The organism is Nocardia blacklockiae, from assembly GCF_015477355.1.
In the GTDB taxonomy this organism is placed as follows: Bacteria; Actinomycetota; Actinomycetes; order Mycobacteriales; family Mycobacteriaceae; genus Nocardia; species Nocardia blacklockiae.
In genome coordinates, this window is record NZ_JADLRJ010000005.1 from 175,737 (window position 1) to 200,780 (window position 25,044).

The following is a 25,044-nucleotide window of genomic DNA, read 5'->3' on the forward strand; positions in this document are numbered from 1 at the left end:
CTGCGACCTCGTAGGAGCGGGCCGCCAGGACGCTTCAGCCGTGGAGCCGACGCTCGGCGGTCACCGCCGGAGCCGGCCCTCGGTGACTACTCGCCCGAGGCGGACGCCTCGCCGGCCAGCACCTCGACCGGCTGCTCCTCCTCCGTCACCGGCTTGGCCGGCTTGGCCTTACCGGTGAAGGTGAACTTGGCATCCTCGCCGGCGCCTTCGCCGTCCCAGTTCTCGACGTCGACCTCGACGATCTGACCCGCGCCCAGCTCGCCGAAGAGGATCTTCTCCGACAGCTGGTCCTCGATCTCGCGCTGGATGGTGCGACGCAGCGGGCGCGCACCGAGCACCGGATCGAAGCCGCGCTTGGCCAGCAGGCTCTTGGCCCGCTCGGTGAGCTCGATCTCCATGTCCTTGTTCCGCAGCTGGGTGGCGACGCGGCCGATCATCAGGTCCACCATCTCCACGATCTGCTCCGTGGTGAGCTGGTGGAAGACGATCACGTCGTCGATGCGGTTGAGGAACTCGGGGCGGAAGTGCTTCTTCAGCTCGTCGTTGACCTTGAGCTTCATCCGCTCGTAGTTCGAGCCCTCGCTGTTGGACTGGGTGAAGCCCAGGCCGACCGCCTTCGAGATGTCCTGCGTGCCGAGGTTCGAGGTGAAGATCAGCACCGTGTTCTTGAAGTCGACCGTGCGGCCCTGGCCGTCGGTGAGGCGGCCGTCCTCGAGGACCTGCAACAGGGTGTTGTAGATCTCCTGGTGGGCCTTCTCGATCTCGTCGAACAGCACGACCGAGAACGGCTTGCGGCGCACCTTCTCGGTGAGCTGGCCGCCCTCCTCGTAGCCGACGTAGCCCGGAGGGGCGCCGAACAGCCGCGAGGCGGTGAAGCGGTCGTGGAACTCGCCCATGTCGATCTGGATGAGCGCGTCGTCGTCGCCGAACAGGAAGTTCGCCAGCGCCTTGGACAGCTCGGTCTTACCGACACCGGACGGGCCGGCGAAGATGAACGAGCCCGAGGGACGCTTCGGGTCCTTCAGACCGGCGCGCGTGCGGCGGATGGCCTTGGACACGGCCTTGACCGCGTCCTCCTGGCCGATGATCCGCTTGTGCAGCTCGTCCTCCATGCGGAGCAGACGGGTGGTCTCCTCCTCGGTGAGCTTGAACACCGGGATACCGGTCCAGTTGGCCAGCACCTCCGCGATCTGCTCGTCGTCGACCTCGGCCACGACGTCCAGATCGCCGGAGCGCCACTGCTTCTCGCGCTCGGCCCGCTTGGCGACGAGCTGCTTCTCCTTGTCGCGCAGCCGCGCGGCCTTCTCGAAGTCCTGCGCGTCGATCGCGCTTTCCTTCTCCCGGCGCGCCTCGGCGATCTTGTCGTCGAATTCGCGCAGGTCCGGCGGTGCGGTCATGCGGCGGATGCGCATCCGGGCGCCCGCCTCGTCGATCAGGTCGATCGCCTTGTCCGGCAGGAACCGGTCGTTGATGTAGCGGTCCGCGAGGGTAGCCGCCGCGACCAGAGCGCCGTCGGTGATCGAAACCCGGTGGTGCGCCTCGTAGCGGTCGCGCAGGCCCTTGAGGATGTTGATGGTGTGCTCGACCGTCGGCTCGCCCACCTGGACCGGCTGGAACCGGCGCTCCAGGGCGGCGTCCTTCTCGATGTACTTGCGGTACTCGTCGAGGGTGGTGGCGCCGATGGTCTGCAGCTCGCCGCGGGCCAGCTTCGGCTTCAGGATCGAGGCCGCGTCGATCGCGCCCTCGGCCGCGCCCGCACCGACCAGCGTGTGCAGCTCGTCGATGAACAGGATGATGTCGCCGCGGGTGTTGATCTCCTTGAGCACCTTCTTCAGGCGCTCCTCGAAATCACCGCGGTAGCGGCTGCCCGCGACCAGGGAACCAAGGTCGAGGGTGTAGAGCTGCTTGTCCTTCAGCGTCTCCGGGACCTCGCCGTTGACGATGGCCTGCGCCAGGCCCTCGACCACGGCGGTCTTGCCGACACCGGGCTCGCCGATCAGCACCGGGTTGTTCTTGGTGCGGCGGCTGAGCACCTGCATGACGCGCTCGATCTCCTTCGAGCGGCCGATGACCGGGTCCAGCTTGCCCTCGAGCGCGGCCTGGGTCAGGTTGCGGCCGAACTGGTCGAGCACCAGCGAGGTGGACGGGGTGCCCGTCTCGCCGCGGGCGCCGGACTCCACCGGCTCCTTGCCCTGGTACCCGGACAGCAGCTGGATGACCTGCTGGCGGACCCGGTTCAGGTCGGCGCCCAGCTTCACCAGGACCTGGGCGGCGACGCCCTCGCCCTCGCGGATCAGGCCCAGCAGGATGTGCTCGGTGCCGATGTAGTTGTGGCCGAGCTGCAGCGCCTCGCGCAGGCTCAGCTCCAGCACCTTCTTGGCGCGCGGAGTGAACGGGATGTGACCGGACGGCGCCTGCTGGCCCTGCCCGATGATCTCCTCGACCTGGCTGCGCACACCCTCGAGCGAAATGCCCAGGGACTCCAGGGACTTCGCCGCGACACCCTCACCCTCGTGGATCAGGCCCAGCAGGATGTGCTCGGTGCCGATGTAGTTGTGGTTGAGCATCCTGGCCTCTTCCTGGGCCAGGACAACGACCCGCCGCGCGCGGTCGGTGAACCTCTCGAACATCGCTCCCTCACTTCCTGCTCCGCTTACTACGGCTGTCCGGCGCTTCAGTCGACCGATCGCCAGCCTGCCATGAAGCCCTGGGGTTGCACTCCCCCGCCTCCCACTCTAGTTGGCGGGGGTCACGGCCGTCGTCCGTCCACCCTATTGCGAACCGCCGACAGCACGTCTCATTGAGTCATAACGCGACCGTTGCCAGGATCGTTTCTGCAGGACGTACGCCCACAGCGAACAGTGCCGAGCGCACCCCCGACCGGTACCGAATCGTTTCGGCCGCCGGTGACGGGCGGCACGAATCCGCGGTGCACCGGTCGCGACGCGCCGGATCGAGCACCTCACCGGGCCGAAAGTTCCCAGCCTTGGGGCTTCGGGGACAGCCGCGCCCGGCCGGCTCAGAGGTCGCGTTCGGAGATGATTCCGCTCTGCATGGCCAGCATCGCCAGGCGCACCCGCTTCTGGTTCTGCGGCAGGTCCTCCACGCCGAACTTGGCGAACAGCGTGCGCATGTGGGTCTTGATGGCGTCCACGCTCAGGAACAGCTCGTCGGCGATCTGCTGGTTGGGCGCGGGCGTCGCGAAGCCGGCGTTGTTCTTGTACGGGCGGCACAGCGCGATGAGCACCGACCGCTGGGTGTCGGTCAGCGAGCGCGTCGTCGGCATCGAGCCGGTCGAGGTGCGGGTGGCGTCGTCGGCGACGCCGGTGAAATCGTGGAACGACAGCAGCGAGGTGCCGACCCGGATCCGGTCGCCCGGGGAGAGCCGCCGCCGGCCGACCAGTCGCTCCCCGTTGACGAACGTGCCGTTGCGGGACAGGCCGTCGTCGACGATGGTCCAGTGCGCGCCCAGGTACTCCACCGACGCGTGCAGCCGGGACACCTCCGCGTCCCAGGACAGCGTCAGATCCGCCTGCTGTGAACGACCGATGGTGATCCGCTGGAGATCCGGGGAAAGCGGCAACTCCTGCTGCCGGCCCGTGTCATCGATGAATCGCAGGAACGATTCGTGAAATACGGTCACTGCGCCGATCCCTCAACTCTCCACTCAGCCAGCGACGTCGTTCGCACGTTTCCATGGTGCCGCGCCGCCCGCACCCGAGCAAGATCACGCGGCGCGCATCGCGGAACAAACGCCGCCCATCGGTTATGCGGAATCGATATGAAAATACCGCTGCCGTCCGGACGGCGCACGATTCCTCCGGACGGCAGCGGCGAAAGCGACAAGAGTAGTCGCGTCCGATCGTCTAGTTGGTACGACCGACTTCCTTGTTGTATGCCTCGGTAATGTCGGCCGAGATACGTCCGCGCGCGGACACCTTGTGGCCCTTGCGGCGCGCCCATTCCCGAATTGCCGCACTCTGCTCGCGGTCCATCGACACCCGGCTCTTGGTCGCACCCGCGGTCGCACCCGTCGGCTTGCTCCGCCGCCGGCCGCTCACCCGGCGCGCGTTGGTGACCCACTGCTCCAGCCCGTCGCGCAGCTTTGCCGCATTTGCCGCGGACAAGTCGATCTCGTACGACACACCGTCGATCGCGAACTCGACGGTCTCGTCCGCGATGGACTCACCGTCGACATCGTCGATCAGGCTAACGGTGACCTTCTTTGCCATGAGATGAACGTCCTCTCGAAATCGTGCGACCCGCATAGTAGGCCGATGCCCGAGTTGAGAATACCTCGAATTGCGAGATTTCCAAGACGAGACTTCGGCATTCGATTCCGACGACTCAGCGAGCGGTCGGACGCACAATTGGGAACAGTATCGTTTCCCGGATTCCCAGACCCGTCAACGCCATCAGCAACCGATCGATTCCCATACCGGTGCCCGTTGTCGGCGGCATACCATGTTCCATCGCCGCGAGGAAGTCCTCGTCCAGCCGCATGGCCTCGTCGTCGCCCTGTGCGGCCAATCTCGCCTGGTCGACGAACCTCTCCCGCTGAATCACGGGATCCACCAGTTCGGAATAGCCCGTCGCCAACTCGAAGCCGCGGACATACAGGTCCCACTTCTCGGTCACGCCCGGCTTGCTGCGATGCTGCCGCGTCAACGGGGACGTCTCCACCGGGAAGTCGCGCACGAAAGTCGGCGCGTACAGCTTGTCGCCGTAGGTGTGCTCCCACAGTTCCTCGACCAGTTTGCCGTGGCCGTAGCCCTTGTCCGGCGGAATTTCCAGACCCACCCGATCGGCCAGCGCCAGCAATTCCGATACGGTCGTTTCGGGCGTCACCGCGACGCCCAGCGCATCCGACAGCGACGGGTACATCTCGACGGTGTTCCACTCGCCGCTCAGGTCGTATTCGGTGCCGTCGGCCAGCGTCACGACCTGGGTGCCGAAGACCTCCTGCGCCACCTCCTGCACCAATTCCCGCACCATCCGCGCGGAATCGTCATAGGTGCCGTAGGCCTCGTACGTTTCCAGCATCGCGAACTCCGGCGAATGCGTGGAGTCGGCGCCCTCGTTGCGGAAGTTGCGGTTGATCTCGAAGACCCGCTCGATACCGCCGACCACGCAGCGCTTGAGGAACAACTCCGGCGCGATACGCAGGTAGAGGTCCATATCGAGGGCATTGGAGTGCGTCACGAACGGCCGCGCCGCCGCGCCGCCGTGCAGCGTTTGCAGCATCGGTGTCTCGACCTCGAGAAAGTCCCTGCGCTCCAATGCATTTCGCAACGCGCGCACCACCGCGACCCGGGTGCGCGCCATTTCCCGCGCCTCCGGCCGCACGATCAGGTCGACATAACGCTGCCGGACCCGCGCTTCCTCGCTCATCTCCTTGTGCGCCACCGGCAGCGGGCGCAGCGCCTTCGCCGCCATCGACCAGGAATCGGCCATGACGCTCAATTCGCCGGTCCGCGAGGCGATCACCTCACCGTGCACGAATACGAAGTCGCCGAGGTCCACATCGGACTTCCAGGCGGCCAGCGCGTCCGCGCCGACACCGTTGAGGCTGATCATCGCCTGCAGCTTGGTGCCGTCGCCCTCCTGGAGCGTCGCAAAACACAGTTTGCCGGTATTGCGCATGAATATCACGCGCCCGGCGACACCGACCTGCTGCCCGGTCGCGGTATCGGCGGCCAGGTCCGGATAGGTCGCGCGAATTTCGGCGAGGCTGTGCGTGCGCGGCACCACCACCGGATAGACCTCACCGCCCTCGGCGAGCAGCCGCTCCCGCTTCTCCCGGCGAATCCGCATCTGCTCCGGAACGTCGACTTCCGCTGCGGCAGGACGGGATTGCCCCGCAGGAGACGAACCCGCGGAGCTACCGGACGAAGGGGTGTTCGGGGTGCTCACAGCGCACTACCCTATCGTGCGTCGGAAATGGTTTCGCGCGCCGCCCGGCCGATACCGCACAGTAACAAAACCGCATCGATTCACACCCGGAACAGGCGGTCTCCCGCCGACCCGACCGCACCCCCGGAAATTGTGACGGAGCGGACAGTCGATCGAAATACGCTGTGGCGCGCCGTAATTCGACGGCAATGCCGGGGAATTACACCGAGGCGACCGCCACGACCTCCCGGGCGATGTGCGGGGCGCCCGCCGCCACGGTCAGCAGACCGGCCGCCTTGAGCGCCTGATACCCGCCCACCAGGTCGGTGGCCCGGTGCAATCCCAGCTCCTGCAGCGACGCCGCGGCCAGGCTGGAGGTGAAGCCCTCCGAGCACACCACGATCCATTCCACGTCGTGGTCGGCGGCCAGCGCCAGCCGCGCGGAACTGGTCGGGTCCAGGCGCCACTCCAGCACATTCCGCTCGATCACGAGGGCGCCCGGCAGCGTGCCCTCCTTCACCCGCTGGGCCTGCGGCCGGATGTCGACCAACAGCGCGCCCCGGGCGATCGCATCGGGCAATTCGAACGCGTAGACGCGCCGCAACCGCGATCGCGCGTGCGCCAGCATCTGCTCGATCGTCATGGTCATTTCACATCGCCTTCGGGCTGGTCGGTGAGGACGGTCCGGGAGCGTCGCAGCGTGCCGTGACCGGTGACCTCGTAGTAGGACATGGCGGTGAGCGGTGGTGAATAGGCGTGCACCGACAACGTCGGGTTCGACGGTTCGGCGGGGCCGGCGAGTTCGTCGGGGGCGCGCACCACGTCGTGCACCCAGCCGAGCGGGAACGACGCCTGGTCCCCGGCGGCCAGCGTGCGCCGGCGCAATTCCCTTCCGTTCCAGCGGAATTCGGATAACGCGCCGCTGAGCACGGTGAGCGCGCCGAGCGAGCCGGCGTGGTCGTGCAGTTCGGTGGAGCGGTCGGGCACCCAGCTGATCAGCCAGATGTCGACCTCCTCGTCGGATTGCAGCCGCACGGCCCAGCGGTCGTCGGCGGGCCAGACCCCGTCGGCGGGCAGCAGGTGGTCGTAGCGGCCGGCCAGCACGTCCTCGGCGCCTTCGTCGGTGAGCCGCAGCAGGTCGGCGGGGCGCAGCCGGGTGGGCAGCGCGGACACGACCGGGCGGTCGACGACCTCGGCGGCGGGCCGGGCCAGGACGTCCGCGACGGACGAGCGCGCGACGACGCGGGTACGCACGGAATCGGAGAGGGCAACTGCAGAGGACCGCATGAGCGAGACTCCAGGAGAAGTGGGGATGGTCGAGGGCGGATGCGAAGCCCCGACATCAGCCGAGGCGAATCAGCCTCGACAACACTCCTGGGTGGTCACGCGGTAAGACACGTCCGGAAGTTTAGCAGCCGGTGCGCTCCGGGCAAGCGCGGTGTCGGATTCCCCACACCGCAGCGCTCCGCCTTGTCGTTCCGGCGGGCGCGGCCCTGTCATTCCGGCGTGCTTTTGGCCGGAATCCGCTGTGGATCCCGGCCAAGAGCATGCCGGGACGACTAGCGGGCGACTAGCGCCGGCGCTGGAGGTTGCGCTCGAAGACCACGCGCAGGCCCTCCAGCGTGAGATGCGGCTCGTGGCGCTCGATGGTCTCGGACTCCGGCACGATCAGCGGCGCGGACTGGCCGGTGGCGACCACCACGACGTCGTCGCCGGAGAAGGCGTCGAGTTCGTCGCGGATGCGGTCGATGAGGCCGTCGACCAGGCCGGCGAAGCCGAACACCGCGCCCGACTGGATGCACTCCATGCTGTTCTTGCCGACCACCGAGCGCGGCCGGGCCAGCTCGGCGCGGCGCAGCGCGGTGCGCTCGACGATCGCCTCGGTCGCGATCTCCACGCCGGGCGCGATGACGCCGCCGAGGAACTCGCCCTTCGCCGACACCAGGTCGACGCAGATGGCCGTGCCGAAGTCGACCACGATGGACGGCGCCTCGAAGCGGTGGTAGGCGGCCAGGCAGTTGACGATGCGGTCGGCCCCGACCTCCTTCGGGTTGTCCACCAGCAGCGGAATGCCCGTGCGCACACCGGGTTCCACCAGCACGTGCGGGACGTGGCTCCAGTAGCGGCCGAGCATCTCGCGCAGTTCGCGCAGCACCGGCGGCACCGTCGACAGCGCCGCCACCCCGACCACCTGCTCGGCCTGCTCGCCGATCAGCCCGCGCACCTGCATGGCGAACTCGTCGGCGGTGAGCAGCGGATTGGTGTGGATGCGCCAGGTCTGCGCGACCTTGGCGTGCTCGCCGCTGCCGGCGAACAGGCCGATCTCGATGGTGGTGTTGCGGACGTCGATGGTCAGCAGCATCCCGGATATCTCCTAGGCGGGAGTCAGCGTGCGCGGCGAGGACAGACCGGAATCGGCCGGGGCGTGCGCCGGATCCGAACCCAGCTCCACCGGCCGGTTGCGCTCGTCGACGAACACCACCCGCGGCGCGTACTCGCGCAGTTCGGCCTCGTCCATCATGCCGTAGGCGATCAGGATCACCAGATCGCCCGGATGCACGAGATGCGCTGCGGCGCCGTTGATTCCGATCACGCCGGAGCCGCGCTGACCCGCGATCACATAGGTCTCGAGCCGGGCGCCGTTGTCGATGTCGACGATGCAGACCTGCTCGCCCTCGAGCAGATCGGCGGCCTCCATCAGATCCGGGTCGACGGTGACCGAGCCGACGTAGTGCAGGTCGGCGTGGGTCACCGTGGCGCGGTGGATCTTCGATTTCATCATGGTGCGCAACATCGTCGTCGGCCTTTCCTACGAGTTCGCCTGGGCGGGCTGGGCATTGGGAGTCGTGGGGTGGCCGTCGAGCGCGGTGGGCAGGGCGACGGCCATGTTGTCGATGAGCCGGGTCGCGCCCAGCCGGGCCGCGACCAGCAGGCGGGCGGTGCCGCTCCAGTCGGGCGGGGCGGGAGCGGTCAGCGGCGTCAGGTCGCTGCGGCGCAGCTCCAGGTAGTCGACGTCGAGACCGGGCGCGCCGTCCAGGACGGCGCGCGCCGCGGCCAGCACCGCCTCCGGACCCAGGCCACCGGCGTGCCGACCGGCGGCCAGCGCCGCGGACAGGGTGGTGGCCAGCTCGCGCTGTGCCGGGTCCAGGTAGCGGTTGCGCGAGGACATCGCCAGGCCGTCGCGCTCGCGGACCGTGGCCACCGGCACGATCTTCACGTCGAAGTTCAAGTCCCGCACCAGCTGTCGGATCAGGGTCAGCTGCTGGTAGTCCTTCTCGCCGAAGAACGCCTCGTGCGGGTGCGCGATCCGCAGCAGCTTCGCGACGACGGTCAGCATGCCCGCGAAATGCGTCGGGCGGGCGGCGCCCTCGAGTTCGGCGCCCAGCGGTCCGGGCTGCACCGTGGTGCGCGCGCCGTCGGGATACATCTGCGCGGCGCTGGGCGCGAAGACCAGTTCGACGCCCTCGCCGCGCAGCAGCTCCACGTCGGCGTCCAGCGTGCGCGGGTACTTGTCCAGGTCCTCGCCGGCCCCGAACTGCAAGGGGTTCACGAAGATCGAGACGATCACGACCTGATTGGTCCGCTTGGCCTGGCGCACCAGCTGGAGATGGCCCTCGTGCAGCGCGCCCATGGTCGGCACCAGCGCGACCTTGCGACCGACCGCACGCAGCGCCTCGGCCACCGCGGTCACGGTCGCCGGGTCGTGCAGCACGGTCAGCTCGCCGGGCCGATAGCTGCCGCGCAGAGCCCGCAGCCGCGTCGGATCGGTCATCGGGGTCCCTCCAGCAGATCGATCAGTGCGGGATTGGTGCGCGCGCGTTCGGCGGAACGCAGCGAGAGCGCGCGATAGCCGGCGGCGAGTTCGGGATCGACGTCGGTGAGCGCGTCGAGGTGGGCGGCGACCGCGGCCACGTCGCCGCGCGCGACCGGGCCGGTGAGCGCCGACTGCCCGCGTCGCAGCGCGTTGTCCAGCGCCGCCGAGGCCAGCGGGGCCAGGATCCGTTCGGCCAGGCCGTTGGGCTGGTCGTCGACCAGTTGCTGGCCGAGCAGGCCGGGACCGTCCAGGGCGGCGCGCAGCGCGGCCACCGCGTCGACGATCAGCGTGACCAGGTGGTTGCTGCCGTGCGCGAGGGCGGCGTGGTAGAGCGTGCGGTGTTCCTCGGGGACCCGCACCGGTTCGCCACCCATCTCGATCACCAGCGACTGCGCGATGGCGTAGCCGATCTCGTCGGCGGCGGTGATCCCGAAGCAGGCGTTGCCCAGCCGGGCCATGTCCTCCTCGTGGCCGGTGAAGGTCATCGCGGGATGGATGGCCAGCGGGCGGGCGCCGAGTGCGGTCAGCGGCGCCAGCACCGCGATCCCGTTCGCGCCGGAGGTGTGCGCCACGAGGGTGCCGGGCCGCACCACACCGGCCGTCGCGAGACCGGTTACCAGCCCGGCCAATTCGCTGTCGGGCACCGCGAGGATCAGCAGCTCGCTGCGGGCGGCCACCGCCTCGGGCGGCAGCACCCGGGAATCGGGCAGCGCCACGCGGGCCCGCTCACGCGAGGCGTCCGAGATCGCGGACACCCCGAATACGACGTGACCGGCGCGCTCCAATGCCGCGCCGAGCGCCGAACCCACGCGTCCCGCCGAGACGATTCCCACCGTCAGTCGTGCGGGCGCCGGGTCACTCCCTGAGACACCTCGACCCGCGTCGGGCCGTGCAGATTCAGAGGTCACCATTGTCCTCTCGAAAGTCGTTCCAGTCCCGCCGTGCGGGTACCGGACGTTATCGGTTCCGAGGATAGGCCGGGGCGGGACACACGGACAGGGCCGGGCCCGGTGATGTTCCCCACGGGCCCGCCTCAGTTCGAGCTGTTCTGCTCCGAGCGCAGGTTGGCCATGATTTCCGCGACCGTCAGCTGATGGCCGCCGTGCTCGCCGTCGCCCGCCTCCGCGCGGCGGCGACGGCGGGTGCCCGCGGTGCCGATGGCGGTGGGGACCTTGGTCTGCGTCCGGGACTTCTCGGTGGTTTCGGACGGTGCGGCCGGGCGAGTGGCACCGTTGGTTTCGGCGTCGGACGGCCGGGTCGGCTCGTCCGGTGCCGGTTCGGGCTCGCGGTCGTCTCGCCCGGCGTCGAGTACGTGGTTGTTTCGCCCGGTGTCGTTCACCTGGTCGCCGCGCGCAGCGTCGAGGGACGCGGACTCGTCCGGCTCTTCATCCTCCACCGGTTCCGGATCGGGCGAGCCGGGTCGCCCCGCCGCCGATTCGGCTGTGTCCGTTTTCTTCTCGGGGCTCTCCGACCACGCGGTCCAGGAATCGCTCGGGTACGGGTCGTGGTCGCCGGCCCCGACCCAGGCCGACCACTTGTTGCCGGGAGCCGGTGCGGGCTGCTCACCGTCGGCGGCGACGACCGAGGTCTCCGCCGTCACCGGATCGTCGTCGGGCCCGGCGAAGACAGGGGGCTCGGGGTGGCCGGCCTCGAAGACCGGGGTCACCGAACCGCGCGGCACGGCGGGCACGCTCCACGCGTCCCACGTGTCGGTATCCGGCGAGCTACCGTTCGCCGACCGGCTGGGCAATTCCGGAACTCGCACGACGTCGGCGCGCAGCGCGGGCCGTTCGACCGGCAGATCGCCGTCGAACAGCCGCTGCAGGCTTTCGCGCAGCACCGCCAGCTCGGCGCGCAGCGCCGCCATCTCCGCGGCCTCGGCGCCGACCTCCGCCCGCACCCGGGACTCGACACCCAGCTCGTATTCGTGCCGGGCCGCGATCTCCCGTCTCAGCTGCAGCTCGTAGACCGTTTGCAGGTCACGCATCTTGACCCGGTCGACCGCCGACTCCCGGCGGTACCGGGTGGCCGCCAGCACCCCGATCGCCGCAGACCACAGGGCCGCGACCAGACCGACGCGAGTCAATTGCAGACTGTTGCTGAAGAGCAGGAAAACACTGGCAATCAGACCGCACGGAATCAATGCACCGACGGCGAATTTTCCCGCGACTCCCCGCCATCGACGGGAAGCACTGCTACGGGCGGGCGAAACCATGCCCGCCAGGGTAGCTCGGATGGCCGACACAGGATGCGAGCACGGCCGGAAGTTTCGGAAGGAAAGATTGCTAAGAGGTTGCCGGTTCGTCGGGCGGATCGCTCGGGGCGCGACAGCAATACTCCAGCCACAGCGCCGCGGCCACCAGCAGCAGACCCGCCACCAGGCCCACGACCGCGCCCGGGGTGTCCGCGGCCGCCGCCCGCAATTCGGACCGCTGCGGGAGCACCCAGACCAGGAAGCCCAGCCAGACACCGGCGGCCAGCGAACCCACCTGCGCCGAGGCCTTGGCCAGCGCCGCCGCGCGGGCGGCCGTGATCGGATGCAACTGCTTGGGGCCGTCACCGATGCGCTGGTCGTGCACCCGCGCCCGAATCATGAAGGCCAGCACCGCTTCCAGCGCCGCCACCGGATACAGCGAGGCGCCCGCGATCACGGTGATGGGCGGGAAGCTGGAGTACGCCCAGCGCGTCGCGATCCACGCGACGGCCGCCGCGATCAGCACGTTCGCGGTCAGGTCGAACAGCTTCGTCGGTTTCATGACGTTCACGAGGTCACCGGCCGGAGTCGAAGGTCGGTGCGCCGCACCCCGTCTCGTTCGGCGGAGTCCAGCTCCGCCAGCAGTTCGCGCACCGGGCGCACCACGCCGTCCACCTCGAGCGCCGCCTCGGGATCCGCCTCCAGCCAGGGCACCAGCACGAACGCGCGCTCGTGCGCCCGCGGATGCGGCAGGGTCAATTCCGGATCGGCGCTGCGCACCGGGCGCGGCTCGCCGTCGCGGAGTTCCCCGCACCAGACCACGTCGACATCGAGAGTCCGTGCGCCCCAACGCACCTCGCGCACCCGCCCGGCGGCCTGTTCCAGCTCCTGACCCCGGCGCAGCCAATCGTGCGGCGCGGCGGCGGGATCGTCGACGACGAGGACGGCGTTCAGGTAGTCGTCCTGCGGCACCGGCCCCCACGGCGCGGTCGTGTACACCGACGACACCGCGACCAACCGCGGCGCGAACGCGTCGACCACACCGCGCAGATGTGCCTGCCGGTCACCGAGATTCGAGCCGATGGACAGCACCGCGCGGGTCATGCGGTCACCTCGCGCCGCCGGGTCGCGACCACCCGGACGTCGGCGAAGGTGTGCGGAATCGGCGCGGAAGGCTTGTGCAGCACCACTTCCGCGGCGGCCACGCGCGGGTCGGCCATGACGTCGTCGGCGATCTCCGAGACCACCGTCTCGATGAGATTGCGCGGCTCGCCTTGCACGATCTCCACCGCGCGACCGGCGAGCGCGCCGTAATCGATGGTGGCGGCGAGATCGTCGGAGGCCGCCGCCGCGGCGAAGTCCAGCCACAGCGTGATGTCGACGACGAATTCCTGGCCGTCGCGGCGCTCGAAGTCGAAGCAGCCGTGATGACCGAACGCGCGCAACCCGCGCAGTTCGATGCGGTCGGTGCTCAGTGGACTACTCCCTCGGTCCGTCCGTCGTTGCGGGACACGGCGTGCTGCCGCTCGTCGGCGGCCCGCCGCCAGGCCTCGGTGACGGCGATGGCGTCCAGCGACGCCCGCACGTCGTGCACCCGGACACCCCAGGCGCCGTGCAGCGCCGCCAGCGCGGAGACCGTCGCCGTCGCGACCTCGCGGCCGTCGGGCGGGCGCGGCGTCTCACCGTCGGCCAGCAGCGCGCCGAGGAAACGCTTGCGGGAGGCGCCGATCAGCACCGGCAGACCCTGCGCCGTGAGTTCGGGCAGCGCGCCCAGCAAGGCCCAGTCGTGCGCGGCGTTCTTGGCGAAACCCAGACCGGGATCGAGGACCAGCCGGCTCGGGTGCACGCCCGCCGCCATCGCGAGATCGACCTGGATCGACAGCTCGTCGCGCACCTCGGCGACCACGTCGTCGTACCGCTCGGCCCGCCCGGTGTGCCGGTAGTCCGCCGCGGCGCGCCAGTGCATGAGGATCCACGGCACCCCGGCCGCCGCGACGACCTTCACCATGTCGGCGTCGGCTCGCCCGCCGGACACGTCGTTGACCACCGAGACGCCCGCCTCGATCGCCGCCTGCGCCACGCTCGCCCGCATGGTGTCCACGCTGGTCGGCACCCCGGCCGCGACCAGGCCCCGGATCACCGGGGTCACCCGCTCCGCCTCGATCCGCGGGTCGATGCGCACCGCGCCCGGGCGCGTCGACTCGCCGCCCACGTCGATGATGTCCGCACCGGCCGCGTACAGCCGCACGCCGTGCGCGACCGCCGCGTCCGGGTCCAGGTAGCGGCCGCCGTCGGAGAACGAGTCGCTGGTGACGTTGACGACGCCCATCACCACGCAGGACCGCCCCGCGCGCGGGGTGACGAGCGGCGTCAGTTCGGGCACCACACGCTCGCTCACTTCCGCAGGATCAGATCGAGGGCTTCCGACCGCGAGGTCGCGCTGGTCTGCAGCAGGCCGCGCACCGCGGAGGTGGTGGTGCTGGCGCCCGGTTTGCGGATGCCGCGCATCGCCATGCACAGGTGCTCGGCCTCGACCACCACGATCGCGCCGCGCGGATCCAGCTTGCGCATCACGGCATCGGCGATCTGGCTGGTCAGCCGCTCCTGCACCTGCGGGCGCTTGGCGTAGAGATCCACCAGCCGAGCCAGTTTCGACAGGCCGGTGACCCGCCCGTGCGGGCCGGGGATGTAGCCGACGTGCGCGACACCGTGGAAGGAGACCAGGTGATGCTCGCAGGTCGAGTACAGCGGGATGTCGCGCACCAGGACCAGTTCCTGGTGCCCTTCCTCGAAGGTGGTGTCCAGCACGGCGTCCGGCTCGGTGAACAGGCCCGCGAAGATCTCGCGGTAGGCCCGCGCCACGCGCGCCGGCGTCTCGGCCAGGCCCGGCCGGTCGGGATCCTCGCCGACGGCGATCAGCAGTTCCCGGACCGCGGCCTCGGCGCGCGGCTGATCGAACGCGCGGCCCGTGGCCAGGGCCACCGCGGCGGACGCCACCGACGACGCGTCGGACTCCGCCAGATCACGGTTGTCGACCGACACTCGGGGACACCTCCACAACTCGAGTACTCGTCGCGTCCGGCTGAGCGGAACGCGGCCCTGCGACCACGAACGCGACCGGGATACCGGCAATTCCCCGGCATCCCGATCATCGAGCCTAATCACCGTGGATCAGTGCCGGCCGTTCGGTCCGTCCCATTCGCTGCCGTCGCTCTCGCCGTTCGGCCGCTGGTAACCCGAGCCCTCCTGGTCGCCCGGCTGGTTCCAGCCCGGGCGGCCGTAGCGCTGGCCGCCCGCGGGCGCCCAGCCACCGCCCTGCGGCGCCGCGCCGCCGTAGCCGGACCCGCCCTGCGGGCGCTCGGACGGCGCGTCCTCCTGCGGCGGCCAGCCCGGCGCGGACCAGCCGGCCGGAGCGCCGTAGTCGGGGCGCGAGCCGTGCGTGCCGCCGCCCTGGCGCGGGTACCCGCCCGCACCGCCACCCGGTTGCGGGTAGCCGCCCGGCTGCGGCGCGGGACGGCCGTAGCCGGGCTGCGGCGCCGCGTAGCCGGGCTCCGGCGGGTAGCCGTTGGCGGGCACCGGCTGGGCCGCGGCCCGCTGGACCGCCTGCTCCTGCTCGTCGGGCCACGGCTCGCCGCGCTCGGCGGCCAGCTCGCGCGGGGTCTTCACCGGCGGCCGGTCCGACGGGACGCGCTCGCCGAAGTCGTTGAACGCGGTGATCCGCGGGCGCTTGTCGACGGTGCTCAGCACCTGCTCGAGATCCTTGCGGTGCAACGTTTCCCGCTCCAGCAGGGCCGTGGCCAGCGCGTCGAGTTCGTCGCGGTAGTCGTTGAGGATCGCCCACGCCTCGGTGTGCGCGGCCTCGATGAGGTTGCGCACCTCCTCGTCGATCTCGCGGGCGACCTCGTGCGAATAGTCCGAGGCGGTGCCCATGGTGCGGCCCAGGAACGGGTCGCCCTGCTCCTGGCCGTAGCGCACCGCGCCCAGCCGCGCGCTCATGCCGTACTCGGTCACCATCGCGCGGGCGATCTTGGTGGCCTGGTCGATATCGGAGGACGCGCCGGTGGTCGGCTCGTGGAAGACCAGTTCCTCGGCCGCGCGGCCGCCCATCGCCATCACCAGGCGGGCGATCATCTCCGAGCGGGTCATCAGGCCCTTGTCGTCCTCGGGGACGGTCATGGCGTGGCCGCCGGTGCGGCCGCGGGCCAGGATCGTCACCTTGTAGACCGGCTCGATGTCGGGCATCGCCCACGCGGCCAGGGTGTGGCCGCCCTCGTGGTACGCGGTGATCTTCTTCTCGTGCTCGCTGATGATGCGGCTCTTGCGCCGCGGTCCGCCGATCACGCGGTCGACCGACTCCTCCAGCGCGGGGCCGGTGATCACGTTGCCGTGCTCGCGGGCGGTGAGCAGCGCGGCCTCGTTGATGACGTTGGCCAGGTCGGCGCCGGACATGCCGACGGTCCGCTTGGCCAGGCCGTCCAGGTCGGCGTCGGGGGCGATCGGCTTGCCCTGCGAGTGCACCCGCAGGATGGCGCGGCGGCCGGCCAGATCGGGGTTGGAGACCGGGATCTGGCGGTCGAAACGGCCCGGGCGCAGCAGTGCCGGGTCCAGGATGTCGGGGCGGTTGGTGGCCGCGATGATGATCACGCCGGTGCGGTCGCCGAAGCCGTCCATCTCGACCAGCAGCTGGTTCAGCGTCTGCTCGCGCTCGTCGTGACCGCCGCCGAGGCCCGCGCCGCGCTGGCGGCCGACCGCGTCGATCTCGTCGACGAAGATGATGCAGGGGCTGTTCTGCTTGGCCTGGTCGAACAGGTCGCGCACCCGCGACGCGCCGACACCGACGAACATCTCCACGAAGTCCGAGCCGGAGATGGTGAAGAACGGCACCCCGGCCTCGCCCGCCACGGCGCGCGCCAGCAGCGTCTTACCCGTGCCGGGCGGCCCGTACAGCAGCACGCCCTTCGGGATCTTGGCGCCCAGCGCCTGGTAGCGGGCCGGGTTCTGGAGGAAGTCCTTGATCTCGTAGAGCTCTTCCACGGCCTCGTCGGCGCCGGCCACGTCCGCGAACGTGGTCTTGGGCATGTCCTTGGACAGCTGTTTGGCCTTCGACTTGCCGAAGCCCATCATGCCGCCGCGACCGCCGCCCTGCATACGGGCCATGACGAAGACGAACAGGCCGAGCAGGATCACCATCGGCAGCACGAACAGCAGGATCTGGGTGAACCAGCTGTCCTGTTTGACGCTCGTGTTGTACGGCGCGCCCGAGGCCTGCACATCCTTGAGGACCTGCGCGGACACCTCGCTGCCGCCGGGGTACTTGGCGATGATCTGGGACTGGCCGCCGGTCGCGTCGTTGCCCTTGTTCAGGGTGATGCGGAGCTGCTGTTCCTTGTCATCGATCTGGACCTGCTTGACGTTGGCCTTGTCCTGCAGTTGGGTGAGCGCCACCGAGGTGTCGACGTTCTTCCAGCCGCGCGTGTCGTTGCTGAAGTAGCTGACCAGATAGATCACGAGCAGGATGCCCGCGACTATGGCCAGGTTGCGAAACACTGTCTTGCGGTTCATAGAGCGTCGGCCGGCTGGCCAGTCCTTTCCGGTGTATCCGGTGCGTGCCTACGATGCGTCGGGCGGTGCCGTAACCATTCCGAAAACCCGGCCGGGTCCGGCGGAACAGATGCGGACAAGCCACGTTACCGCGTACGGTCTACTCGATACATCGCGCAGTTCGGCAGCTGATGCAGTTCAACTGGTGAACGGTCGGAGTACGCAGGTGGTTCCCGACCTATCGGGTGGACACCGGTGGGTGTCTTCCCAAGTGGCAACAATCATGGCATGCACGACCTATTGTGAGGCACGACACAACAAGAGCGCAGGGGGTATGGACATAGTCGAGCTACGGACACCCACAGCGATTCTGCGTCACGGCGGCGGGCGCCTGCAGGTGCTGCGCCCCGGCGGGACCGACGGCGAGCGCGTGCTCGACGTGCCGATCTCCGATCTGCTCAAGGTCCGGCTGAACCGGCGCACCGACGACGCCGTCGTCATCGAGATCTACCTGCGGTACCCCACTTCCCTGCTGACCGGCATCCCGGCCGACCGCACCCCGCTGCCGGTGCTGATCGCCGAGCACGACGTGCCGGCCGCCACCGTGATCGTGGAGCGGATCAACGCCCAGATCCTGGCGACGCAGCGCATCGACATGTCCATGCCCGACCTCACCCCGCCCGCACCCGCCTGGGGCAAGTGGGGCCCGAACCGGGCCGACGTGGACCGGGCCGTGCGCCGGATGGCGCCGCGGCGCGAGGCCAAGGCGGCGATCGCGGACTTACATCGGCTGGTGACGCCGGAGGAGTTCGCGCTGGAGGTGGCCTTCGTCGGGTCCGAGCGGCCGGTGGGCCGCGGGCGCGGGCTGCTGGCCGTCACCACCGCCCGGATGCTGTTCGTCTCCCTCGCCGTGAACGCCCGCCACGCCTACGAGATGCCGGTGCAGGCGCTGCTCTCGGCGCGGCTGGCCGACGACCCCGGCAGCACCGGCGAGTACCGCATCGAGGTGACCGACGGCAACACCACGCTGCATTTCACCGGTTTCGACCGCGCCGACACCGACCGCGTGGTCGGCGCGCTGACCTTCGCGATTCAGCGCGAATCCGCCGACGGCGCCGTCGCGCCACCGGATCCCGGTGTGTCGCAATTGTATTCGGAATGGGAACTGCTGGTGGAGCGGCATTCGCTCGGGATGGTCGACGACGCACAGTTCCAGCGTTACGGTCGCGGCATCCTCCGATCGCTGCCCGACTGAACCGCGCAATACGCCCGATCGCGCGAATGTGGCCTTCCTCCGCGAGGCGCGAGGAAGGCCATATTCATGTCACAGATGCGCCATTTACTCGACCGTGCCCGCGGAAATGCCGCATTTCCGGGAAATCGGTATCAGTCGCCGGACTGCAAGGAGATTCGACGCCACGGGCTGGTCGGCCGCATCCACAGCCGCACCAGTTCCAGCCGGCGATCCACCCCGCCGGACTTCAGCTCGGCCAGGTCCTCGCAGGCCTGCCAGTAGGTCCAGCCGGCCAGGAAGGAATCGCCGAACTGCCGCCAGTTGCGGTAGCGGCGCTGCGCCGGCGGCAGGGCCCGCATCACGTAATCCCAGGCGACGTCGGCGTCGAGGTAGCCGGCGGTGAACGCCATCCGCGCCACCGCGACCACCCGGGCCAGGTCCCAGGCCTCGATATCGGCGGGCAGCGGCTGCACGAGGTGGTCGATCAGGCCTAGCTTGATGGCCTGCGACCAGATGTCGTAGTCGCGCACCAGCGCCTCGGGGTTGTCCATCCCCCGAAACGACCCGACCTGGCGCAGAAAGGCCCGGTGGCGGTCGGCGCGCTCGCCGAAACGGTCCCGTTCCGGGGAGTTGATAGCGGTCGTCACCAGCGGGTGCACCAGGGCGTAGAGCGGGGAGTGCATGCCGTCGAGCAGCTGTTCCATCGAGGCCATCGCCTCGGTGCCGTCGGTGATGCCCCAGGCGCCGGTGAGGGTGTCGATGGCCAGCTCGCGGCGGTCGCCCATCGGATGCTCGCGCTCGGGGCCGAGCAGCAGCGCGTCGTGGAAGGCGTCCCAGCGGGCCGAGTAGAACGCGCCCAGCGACAGCGCGCGCAGTTCGTCGTCGGAGACCTGCGCGCCGGACCAGTGATCTTCCTCGCGCCGATCCAGCTCCTCGTAGGGAAAGGTGGTCAGCGTCGGCACGTCGCGGGCAGCCATGCCTCCGATTGTGTCCCACCGCGCGCGATTGCGCTGCCTCCGGCGTCGCGTGTTCGCCACGACGCGCCTGCGAAGTAGCCCGAGTGCGCAACACACAATTTTCACATCAGTACATTCTTGCCCTGTCGCGCTCGGTAACCGAGCGCTAATCTCTGGCCATGAGTGGAAACATCACCGTCCTGCGTGGGCTCGAGCCCCCTGCGACAGAGCAGGAAATATACGCGGCCGCACAGGAATACGTGCGGAAAGTCGGTGGTCTGTCGGGCCTGTCGTCCACCACCAAGCCCGCCTTCGACAAGGCGGTGGCGGCCGTCGCCGAGGCCACCAAGGAGCTGCTGGGGGAATTGCCGGATCGCGGATTGCCGCCGGTCACCAATTCGCCGCTGCGCTGAGGCGGCTCACACGCCGAACACCGCCACACAGTCGAGGGCGATCTCGAGTTGCAGGCTGCGCTGCTCGATCGGGTGGCCGAGCAGTTCCTCGATCCGCTGGATCCGGTAGCGCACCGTGTTCTTGTGCACCCCAATCCTTTTCGCGGCCGCGTCCGGGCTGCGGTGACAGCGCAGGTAGGCGTGCAGGGTCTCGCGCAGCCGCGCGGAGCCGGTGTCCGGCCGCACCAGCGCGCCGAGTTCGCGGTCGATCAGCGCCCGCATCGCCGCCTCGTCCACCCCGGCCAGGTAGGCCACCTCCACATCCGGATAGCGCAGCAGGCGCGGCACGGCCCCGACCGCGCGCTCGGCGACGTGCCGGGCGGCCACCGCCTCCCGGTGACTGCGCCGGAAGCCCGCGATGCGGTCCGCGGGTGCGCCGACCGCGATCCGGACGGGCGGCTCGATCTCGATCTGCCCGGTGCCCGTCGCCGGGTCGGGCAGCCGGTCCGCGGCACCGTCGACGCCGATCCACGCCCACAGCCCGGCCGCGCCCGAGGGCACGGTCAGCACCGCGCCGTTGCCGACGGCGCTCGCCAGCCGGGCGGCCACCCGTTCCAGCCGGCCCAGCGTCTCGCTCTCGGCCGGTGTGGACGGATCGATCTCCGCGGCCGCGCGCAGGCCGGTGGCGCGCTCGTCGGTCCACAGCACGCAGGCGAGGTGGCGCTGGGTCAGGCGGTAGCCGAGGCGGGCCGTGGCCTGGTCGGCGTCGACCTGCTCGCCGGCCAGTAGCGCCCGCACGATCTCGCTGCGCTGGTTGAGGGCCGCGCGCAGGCCGCGTTCGCGTTCCTCCATGAAGGTGTCGGTGAGCGCCTCGATCGAGGTGCTGATCCAGCGGGTGGACCGGTCGAACAGCCGCAGCAGCGTCGCGCGTTCGGTGTTCGGGGGCAGCTGCCGCGCCTTGAGCACCTCGGTCATGTACTCGAGCACGGCCTCCTGGCCGAGGTGGTAGATGCGCAGCAGCAACCGCAGGTCGTGGCCGCGCCGGGCGATGGTGCGCGCGAAGGCGTGCGCCTCCGGCGGCACCGGGTAGTCCAGCGTGTCCTGGGTGAGGCCGCTCAGCACGACCAGCGCGTGGGCGCGCGTGCTGGCCTGCAGGTCGTGGCGCATGTCGCGGTCGGCCAGCTCCGGGACGCGCCGGATGATGGCCAGGTCGAGCCGGTCGACGACGTGCTCCAGCGTCTCGGTGCGCATCGTCTCGGCGACGAAGTCGGCGATCCACTGCCGCACCATGACGTCGGGCGGATCGAACGCCACCGGACACCTCCGCATTTTGTACTCGTGACACAAAGCCGACCGCGCGGATTGACCGTCGAAGCCAAGAACTCGCCTGGCGATTGTGCCACGATCATAGTTCAGTGAACTGATTCACAGTCGCAACGCAGCGTATGTGGGAGAGCAGATCGTGACGAACACCGACCCGGCCCCCGAGCCGGTCGAGCCACCACGCAAGGCCACCGGAAACGCCCGCAAGTCCCCGCCCCGCAAATCCACCGGAACCGGTGCCGCGGCGAAGAAGTCCACCGCGAAGAAGACTCCGGTGAAGAAGACCGCGGCCACCGAGAAGTCGGCCGCGACGAAAGCACCCGCGGCCGAAGCATCCAGCGACCGAGCCCCCGCGGCGAAGAAGACCACCGCCTCGAAGCCGTCGCGAAAACCTTCTGCCGCAAAATCTTCCGCGCCGCTCGAGGTGCGCAATCCCGCTGACGGGTCGGTGGTCGGCACGGTGGCGGTGGACGGTGCGGAGGTGGTCGCGGAGAAGATTCGTCAGCTGCGGTCGCAGCAGGCGGAGTGGGAGGCGATCGGGGCCGACGGGCGCAAGCGGTGGCTGCTGAAGCTGCAGGACTGGTTGATCGACAACACCGATCACCTGGCCGACGTGGTGCAGTCGGAGACCGGCAAGCCCCGCGTGGACGCGCTCATCGATCCGAGTTTCGCGGTGGACCTGATCGGCTACTACGCGCGCCGGGCCGGGAAGTTCCTGGCCGACGAGCATCCGTCGCCGCACAGCCCGCTGGCCCGGGTCAAGCGGCTGACCACCGTGTACCGGCCGTATCCGGTGGTCGGGGTGATCACGCCGTGGAACTTCCCGCTGGCCATGCCGGCGCTGGACGTGATCCCCGCGCTCGCCGCGGGCGCGGCGGTGCTGCTCAAACCGTCGGAGGTGACCCCGCTGTCGGCGCTGGAGCTGGCGCGCGGCTGGGCGGAGATCGGCGCGCCGCCGGTGCTGGCCGTGGCGACCGGCGGCGGCGAAACCGGTGCGGCCGTGGCGAATTCGGTCGACTACGTGCAGTTCACCGGGTCCACGCGGACCGGCCGCGCCATCGCCGCGGCCTGCGTGGACCGGCTCGTGCCCTACAGCCTGGAACTCGGCGGCAAGGACCCCGCGATCGTGCTGGCCGACGCCGACATCGACCGGGCCGCCTACGGCATCGCGTTCGGCGGGCTGTTCAACGCGGGCCAGGTCTGCATCTCGGTGGAGCGGGTGTACGTCGAGGAACCGGTGTACGACGAGTTCGTCGCCAAGCTGACCGCACACGTGCGCGAGCTGCGCCAGGGCGCCGACGGCCGCGAATCCCGTTACGACATCGGCGCATTGGCCAATGCGGCACAGCGCGACATCGTCGCCCGGCACGTCGAGGACGCGCTCGCCAAGGGCGCGCGGGCCCTCACCGGCGGCAAGCCGACCGGCGTCGGCACCTTCTTCGAGCCGACGGTGCTGGTGGACGTCGACCACGGCATGGCCTGCATGACCGAGGAGACCTTCGGCCCGACGCTGCCGGTGATGAAGGTGGCCGACGAGGCGGAAGCCGTTGCGCTGGCCAACGATTCGATCTACGGGCTGTCGGCGTCGGTGTGGACCGGCGACAAGGCCCGCGGCGAACGCATCGCGCGGCAGCTGAACGCGGGCGCGGTGAACGTCAACGACGTGTTCGCCAACCTGTTCAACTTCGCGCTGCCGATGGGCGGCTGGCAGCAGTCGGGCGTGGGCTACCGCTGGGGCGGCGCGGACGGCGCGCGGAAGTACTGCCGCAAGCAGGCGGTCACCACGCCGATCCTGCCGACGCAGCAGAAGGAACTGTTCTGGTTCCCGTACAGCACAGCGCGTCTGGGCTTCGCGCTGAGCGCCATGCGGGCCGCCGGCGCGCGCGGCCTGCGGCGGCTGGGAGTCCGGGACGTCATCAACACCGTGGGAGGTAAAGGCAAGTGACGGATTTCGGAAAGATCCGCGGCAAGGTCGTCGTCATCACCGGCGGGGCCCGCGGCATCGGCCTCGCCACGGCCACCCGGTTGCGGTCGCTGGGCGCGAAGATCGCCATCGGCGATGTGGACGAGACGGCGGTGAAGGAGTCCGGCACGGCGCAGGATTTCGAGCACTACGGCCGCCTCGACGTCACCGATCAGCAGTCGTTCGCCACCTTCCTCGACGACGTGGAGCGGCAGCTGGGCCCGATCGACGTGCTGATCAACAATGCCGGGATCATGCCGACGGGCAAGCTGGTCGACGAGCCGGACGCGCTCACCCGGCGCATCCTCGACATCAACGTCTACGGCGTGGTGCTGGGCTCGAAACTGGCCCTGGCCCGGATGCTGCCGCGCCACAGCGGGCACATCATCAACATCGCCTCGCTCGCCGGGGAGAGCCACATCCCCGGCCTGGCCACCTACAACGCCAGCAAGCACGCGGTGCTGGGCTTCACCGACACGCTGCGCGAGGAGTATCGCGGCAGCGGGGTGTCGTTCTCCTCGGTGCTGCCGACGCTGACCAATACCGAGCTGGGCTCGGGCGTGACCGCCCCGAAACTGATGCGCCCGGCCGAGCCGGAGGAGATCGCCGAGGCCATCGCCGGGCTGCTCGTCAAGCCCAAGGCGAAGGTCCGGATCACCGCGGTCGCCGGTGCGATCGCCCAGGTCTTCGGCCTGCTGCCGCAGTCGGTCGGGGACGCGCTCGGCCGCGCGCTGGGCTCGCAGCACGCCTTCCTCGACGAGGTCGACACCGGTGTGCGCAAGGCCTACGAGGACCGGGTGCGCGGCGGGACCGAGTAGCGCGCGGCACTATCGTCGCGGGTATGGCGACTGCGGTGTTCGTGGGACTCGCGACGCTCGATATCGCGTACGCGGTGCGGCGGTATCCGAGCGAGGACAGCAAGACCCAGGCGGCGGACCAGTTCCTGGGTGCGGGCGGCCCGGCGGCGAACGCGGCGGTCACCTACGCGTTCCTGTCGGCGCGGACCCCGGCGCTGGTCACCGCGCTGGGCGAACACCAACTGGCCCAGGTGATCCGGCGCGATCTCGACGACTTCGGGGTCGCGCCGATGGACGTCACGCCGGGCGGCGCCCAGCGGCCGCCGGTGTCGTCCATCGTGGTGGCGACCGAATCCGGCACCCGCACCATCGTGTCGCTGGACGGCTCGGAGATCTCGGCGCCGTTCCGGCCGACCCAGCTCGGCCCGTTGAACGACGCCGACCTCGTGCTGATCGACGGCCACTATCCGGAGCTGGCGCTCGGATTCGCCCGTGCGGCACGGGAATCCGGCGTCCCGGTGCTGCTGGACGCCGGGCGCTGGCGGCCGGTGCACGCGGAACTGCTGGCGCTGACCGACATCGCGATCTGCTCGTCCGCGTTCGCACCACCCGGCACGGGCGGCGGCCCGGACGAGGTCTTCGACCACCTCCACCGGCAGGGCGTGCGTCAGGCGGCGATCACGCAGGGCGGCAACGCGATCCGCTACTCCGAGGCCGACCGGCGCGACGAGATCACCCTCCCGCCCGCACCGGCGATCGACACCCTCGGCGCGGGCGACATCCTGCACGGCGCGTTCTGCCACTTCCACTGCGCCGGGCACTCGTTCCCGGAAGCCCTACGCGCCGCGGCGGCGATCGCCACCGCCTCCTGCGCCTACCTGGGCACCCGGGAGTGGATGCGGCACCAGCCGAAGTCGTTGCCGCACAGCGGATGACCT

Annotated in this window: 24 protein-coding genes; 5 read left to right on the forward strand and 19 right to left on the reverse strand. The window is 69.9% G+C overall.

Features of this window, described 5'->3' with window-relative positions; translation table 11 throughout:
* Positions 1-86: 86 nt before the first annotated feature.
* The 17 genes from IU476_RS17075 to ftsH form a co-directional block, all read right to left on the reverse strand.
* On the reverse strand, positions 87-2,630 hold the full coding sequence (locus IU476_RS17075) for an ATP-dependent Clp protease ATP-binding subunit (RefSeq protein WP_195101293.1): 2,544 nt from the start codon (positions 2,628-2,630) through the stop codon (positions 87-89).
* Between the two features lie 389 nt (positions 2,631-3,019).
* Positions 3,020-3,643 carry an FHA domain-containing protein gene (locus IU476_RS17080; RefSeq protein WP_195101295.1) on the reverse strand — a complete coding sequence of 208 codons (624 nt, stop codon included), beginning with the start codon at positions 3,641-3,643 and terminating at the stop codon, positions 3,020-3,022.
* A gap of 223 nt (positions 3,644-3,866) precedes the next feature.
* On the reverse strand, positions 3,867-4,232 hold the full coding sequence (locus IU476_RS17085; protein ID WP_195101298.1) for a histone-like nucleoid-structuring protein Lsr2: 366 nt from the start codon (positions 4,230-4,232) through the stop codon (positions 3,867-3,869).
* Between the two features lie 115 nt (positions 4,233-4,347).
* Positions 4,348-5,814 carry a lysine--tRNA ligase gene (lysS, locus tag IU476_RS17090; RefSeq protein ID WP_195101300.1) on the reverse strand — a complete coding sequence of 489 codons (1,467 nt, stop codon included), beginning with the start codon at positions 5,812-5,814 and terminating at the stop codon, positions 4,348-4,350.
* A gap of 298 nt (positions 5,815-6,112) precedes the next feature.
* Positions 6,113-6,535: a rhodanese-like domain-containing protein gene (locus tag IU476_RS17095; protein WP_195101989.1), complete on the reverse strand. Its 423-nt coding sequence runs from the start codon at positions 6,533-6,535 to the stop codon at positions 6,113-6,115.
* Positions 6,536-6,537: 2 nt separating this feature from the next.
* Positions 6,538-7,179 carry a cysteine dioxygenase gene (locus IU476_RS17100; protein WP_195101302.1) on the reverse strand — a complete coding sequence of 214 codons (642 nt, stop codon included), beginning with the start codon at positions 7,177-7,179 and terminating at the stop codon, positions 6,538-6,540.
* A gap of 283 nt (positions 7,180-7,462) precedes the next feature.
* Complete coding sequence (locus IU476_RS17105) at positions 7,463-8,254, reverse strand: type III pantothenate kinase (protein ID WP_195101304.1); 792 nt, start codon at positions 8,252-8,254, stop codon at positions 7,463-7,465.
* A 12-nt stretch (positions 8,255-8,266) separates the two neighbouring features.
* The gene (gene panD, locus IU476_RS17110; RefSeq protein ID WP_195101307.1) at positions 8,267-8,686 is read right to left on the reverse strand and encodes an aspartate 1-decarboxylase; all 420 of its coding nucleotides are present in this window, start codon (positions 8,684-8,686) and stop codon (positions 8,267-8,269) included.
* 15 nt (positions 8,687-8,701) lie between these two features.
* Complete coding sequence (panC, locus tag IU476_RS17115; protein ID WP_195101310.1) at positions 8,702-9,664, reverse strand: pantoate--beta-alanine ligase; 963 nt, start codon at positions 9,662-9,664, stop codon at positions 8,702-8,704.
* A complete protein-coding gene (locus tag IU476_RS17120) occupies positions 9,661-10,617 on the reverse strand; it encodes a Rossmann-like and DUF2520 domain-containing protein (RefSeq protein ID WP_195101313.1) in 957 nt (318 codons plus the stop codon). Before IU476_RS17120 ends, panC begins: the two co-directional genes overlap by 4 nt.
* A gap of 122 nt (positions 10,618-10,739) precedes the next feature.
* Positions 10,740-11,792, reverse strand: a complete 1,053-nt coding sequence (locus IU476_RS17125; RefSeq protein ID WP_195101315.1) for a DUF6779 domain-containing protein — start codon at positions 11,790-11,792, stop codon at positions 10,740-10,742.
* 199 nt (positions 11,793-11,991) lie between these two features.
* Positions 11,992-12,462, reverse strand: a complete 471-nt coding sequence (locus tag IU476_RS17130) for a DUF3180 domain-containing protein (RefSeq protein WP_195101316.1) — start codon at positions 12,460-12,462, stop codon at positions 11,992-11,994.
* Between the two features lie 5 nt (positions 12,463-12,467).
* A complete protein-coding gene (folK, locus tag IU476_RS17135; protein WP_195101317.1) occupies positions 12,468-13,004 on the reverse strand; it encodes a 2-amino-4-hydroxy-6-hydroxymethyldihydropteridine diphosphokinase in 537 nt (178 codons plus the stop codon).
* Positions 13,001-13,375 carry a dihydroneopterin aldolase gene (gene folB / locus IU476_RS17140; RefSeq protein WP_195101990.1) on the reverse strand — a complete coding sequence of 125 codons (375 nt, stop codon included), beginning with the start codon at positions 13,373-13,375 and terminating at the stop codon, positions 13,001-13,003. Before folB ends, folK begins: the two co-directional genes overlap by 4 nt.
* Positions 13,372-14,229 (reverse strand): dihydropteroate synthase, encoded by an 858-nt coding sequence (folP, locus tag IU476_RS17145; RefSeq protein WP_195101991.1) that lies wholly within the window; start codon positions 14,227-14,229, stop codon positions 13,372-13,374. Before folP ends, folB begins: the two co-directional genes overlap by 4 nt.
* A 65-nt stretch (positions 14,230-14,294) precedes the next feature.
* Positions 14,295-14,921: a GTP cyclohydrolase I FolE gene (gene folE / locus IU476_RS17150; protein ID WP_228823877.1), complete on the reverse strand. Its 627-nt coding sequence runs from the start codon at positions 14,919-14,921 to the stop codon at positions 14,295-14,297.
* Positions 14,922-15,071: 150 nt separating this feature from the next.
* Positions 15,072-17,462, reverse strand: coding sequence for an ATP-dependent zinc metalloprotease FtsH (gene ftsH, locus IU476_RS17155; RefSeq protein WP_195101319.1), 2,391 nt, complete (start codon positions 17,460-17,462; stop codon positions 15,072-15,074).
* A 313-nt stretch (positions 17,463-17,775) separates the two neighbouring features.
* On the opposite strand from ftsH, the gene IU476_RS17160 reads away from it, so the two are divergent.
* Positions 17,776-18,696, forward strand: coding sequence for a hypothetical protein (locus IU476_RS17160; RefSeq protein WP_195101322.1), 921 nt, complete (start codon positions 17,776-17,778; stop codon positions 18,694-18,696).
* A gap of 131 nt (positions 18,697-18,827) precedes the next feature.
* On the opposite strand, the gene IU476_RS17165 is transcribed toward IU476_RS17160, so the two are convergent.
* A complete protein-coding gene (locus IU476_RS17165) occupies positions 18,828-19,652 on the reverse strand; it encodes a DUF1266 domain-containing protein (RefSeq protein ID WP_195101324.1) in 825 nt (274 codons plus the stop codon).
* 158 nt (positions 19,653-19,810) lie between these two features.
* Here IU476_RS17165 and IU476_RS17170 point away from each other — a divergent pair, with 158 nt between their 5' ends.
* Positions 19,811-20,044, forward strand: a complete 234-nt coding sequence (locus IU476_RS17170) for a DUF2277 domain-containing protein (RefSeq protein WP_195101327.1) — start codon at positions 19,811-19,813, stop codon at positions 20,042-20,044.
* A gap of 6 nt (positions 20,045-20,050) precedes the next feature.
* Here the strand turns inward: IU476_RS17170 and IU476_RS17175 are convergent, their stop codons facing one another.
* Positions 20,051-21,337 (reverse strand): PucR family transcriptional regulator, encoded by a 1,287-nt coding sequence (locus IU476_RS17175; RefSeq protein ID WP_324194102.1) that lies wholly within the window; start codon positions 21,335-21,337, stop codon positions 20,051-20,053.
* A gap of 148 nt (positions 21,338-21,485) precedes the next feature.
* Between IU476_RS17175 and IU476_RS17180 the strand changes: the two genes are divergently transcribed.
* The 3 genes from IU476_RS17180 to IU476_RS17190 are packed head-to-tail and all read left to right on the forward strand — an operon-like array spanning position 21,486 to position 25,041.
* On the forward strand, positions 21,486-23,291 hold the full coding sequence (locus IU476_RS17180) for an aldehyde dehydrogenase family protein (protein WP_324194103.1): 1,806 nt from the start codon (positions 21,486-21,488) through the stop codon (positions 23,289-23,291).
* Positions 23,288-24,127 (forward strand): SDR family oxidoreductase, encoded by an 840-nt coding sequence (locus IU476_RS17185; protein WP_195101331.1) that lies wholly within the window; start codon positions 23,288-23,290, stop codon positions 24,125-24,127. Before IU476_RS17180 ends, IU476_RS17185 begins: the two co-directional genes overlap by 4 nt.
* A 23-nt stretch (positions 24,128-24,150) precedes the next feature.
* Entirely contained in the window at positions 24,151-25,041 is an 891-nt protein-coding gene (locus tag IU476_RS17190; protein WP_195101332.1) for a PfkB family carbohydrate kinase, read from the forward strand.
* Positions 25,042-25,044 lie beyond the last annotated feature (3 nt).

Bases quoted from the DNA above. Each gene is read 5' to 3' on its own strand.
- IU476_RS17075 (WP_195101293.1), bottom strand. From the start codon at position 2,630: ATGTTCGAGAGGTTCACCGACCGCGCGCGGCGGGTCGTTGTCCTGGCC.
- IU476_RS17085 (WP_195101298.1), bottom strand. From the start codon at position 4,232: ATGGCAAAGAAGGTCACCGTTAGCCTGATCGACGATGTCGACGGTGAG.
- lysS (WP_195101300.1), bottom strand. From the start codon at position 5,814: ATGCGGATTCGCCGGGAGAAGCGGGAGCGGCTGCTCGCCGAGGGCGGT.
- IU476_RS17095 (WP_195101989.1), bottom strand. From the start codon at position 6,535: ATGACGATCGAGCAGATGCTGGCGCACGCGCGATCGCGGTTGCGGCGC.
- IU476_RS17100 (WP_195101302.1), bottom strand. From the start codon at position 7,179: ATGCGGTCCTCTGCAGTTGCCCTCTCCGATTCCGTGCGTACCCGCGTC.
- IU476_RS17105 (WP_195101304.1), bottom strand. From the start codon at position 8,254: ATGCTGCTGACCATCGACGTCCGCAACACCACCATCGAGATCGGCCTG.
- panD (WP_195101307.1), bottom strand. From the start codon at position 8,686: ATGTTGCGCACCATGATGAAATCGAAGATCCACCGCGCCACGGTGACC.
- panC (WP_195101310.1), bottom strand. From the start codon at position 9,664: ATGACCGATCCGACGCGGCTGCGGGCTCTGCGCGGCAGCTATCGGCCC.
- IU476_RS17120 (WP_195101313.1), bottom strand. From the start codon at position 10,617: ATGGTGACCTCTGAATCTGCACGGCCCGACGCGGGTCGAGGTGTCTCA.
- IU476_RS17130 (WP_195101316.1), bottom strand. From the start codon at position 12,462: ATGAAACCGACGAAGCTGTTCGACCTGACCGCGAACGTGCTGATCGCG.
- folK (WP_195101317.1), bottom strand. From the start codon at position 13,004: ATGACCCGCGCGGTGCTGTCCATCGGCTCGAATCTCGGTGACCGGCAG.
- folP (WP_195101991.1), bottom strand. From the start codon at position 14,229: ATGGGCGTCGTCAACGTCACCAGCGACTCGTTCTCCGACGGCGGCCGC.
- ftsH (WP_195101319.1), bottom strand. From the start codon at position 17,462: ATGAACCGCAAGACAGTGTTTCGCAACCTGGCCATAGTCGCGGGCATC.
- IU476_RS17160 (WP_195101322.1), top strand. From the start codon at position 17,776: ATGGACATAGTCGAGCTACGGACACCCACAGCGATTCTGCGTCACGGC.
- IU476_RS17165 (WP_195101324.1), bottom strand. From the start codon at position 19,652: ATGGCTGCCCGCGACGTGCCGACGCTGACCACCTTTCCCTACGAGGAG.
- IU476_RS17170 (WP_195101327.1), top strand. From the start codon at position 19,811: ATGAGTGGAAACATCACCGTCCTGCGTGGGCTCGAGCCCCCTGCGACA.
- IU476_RS17190 (WP_195101332.1), top strand. From the start codon at position 24,151: ATGGCGACTGCGGTGTTCGTGGGACTCGCGACGCTCGATATCGCGTAC.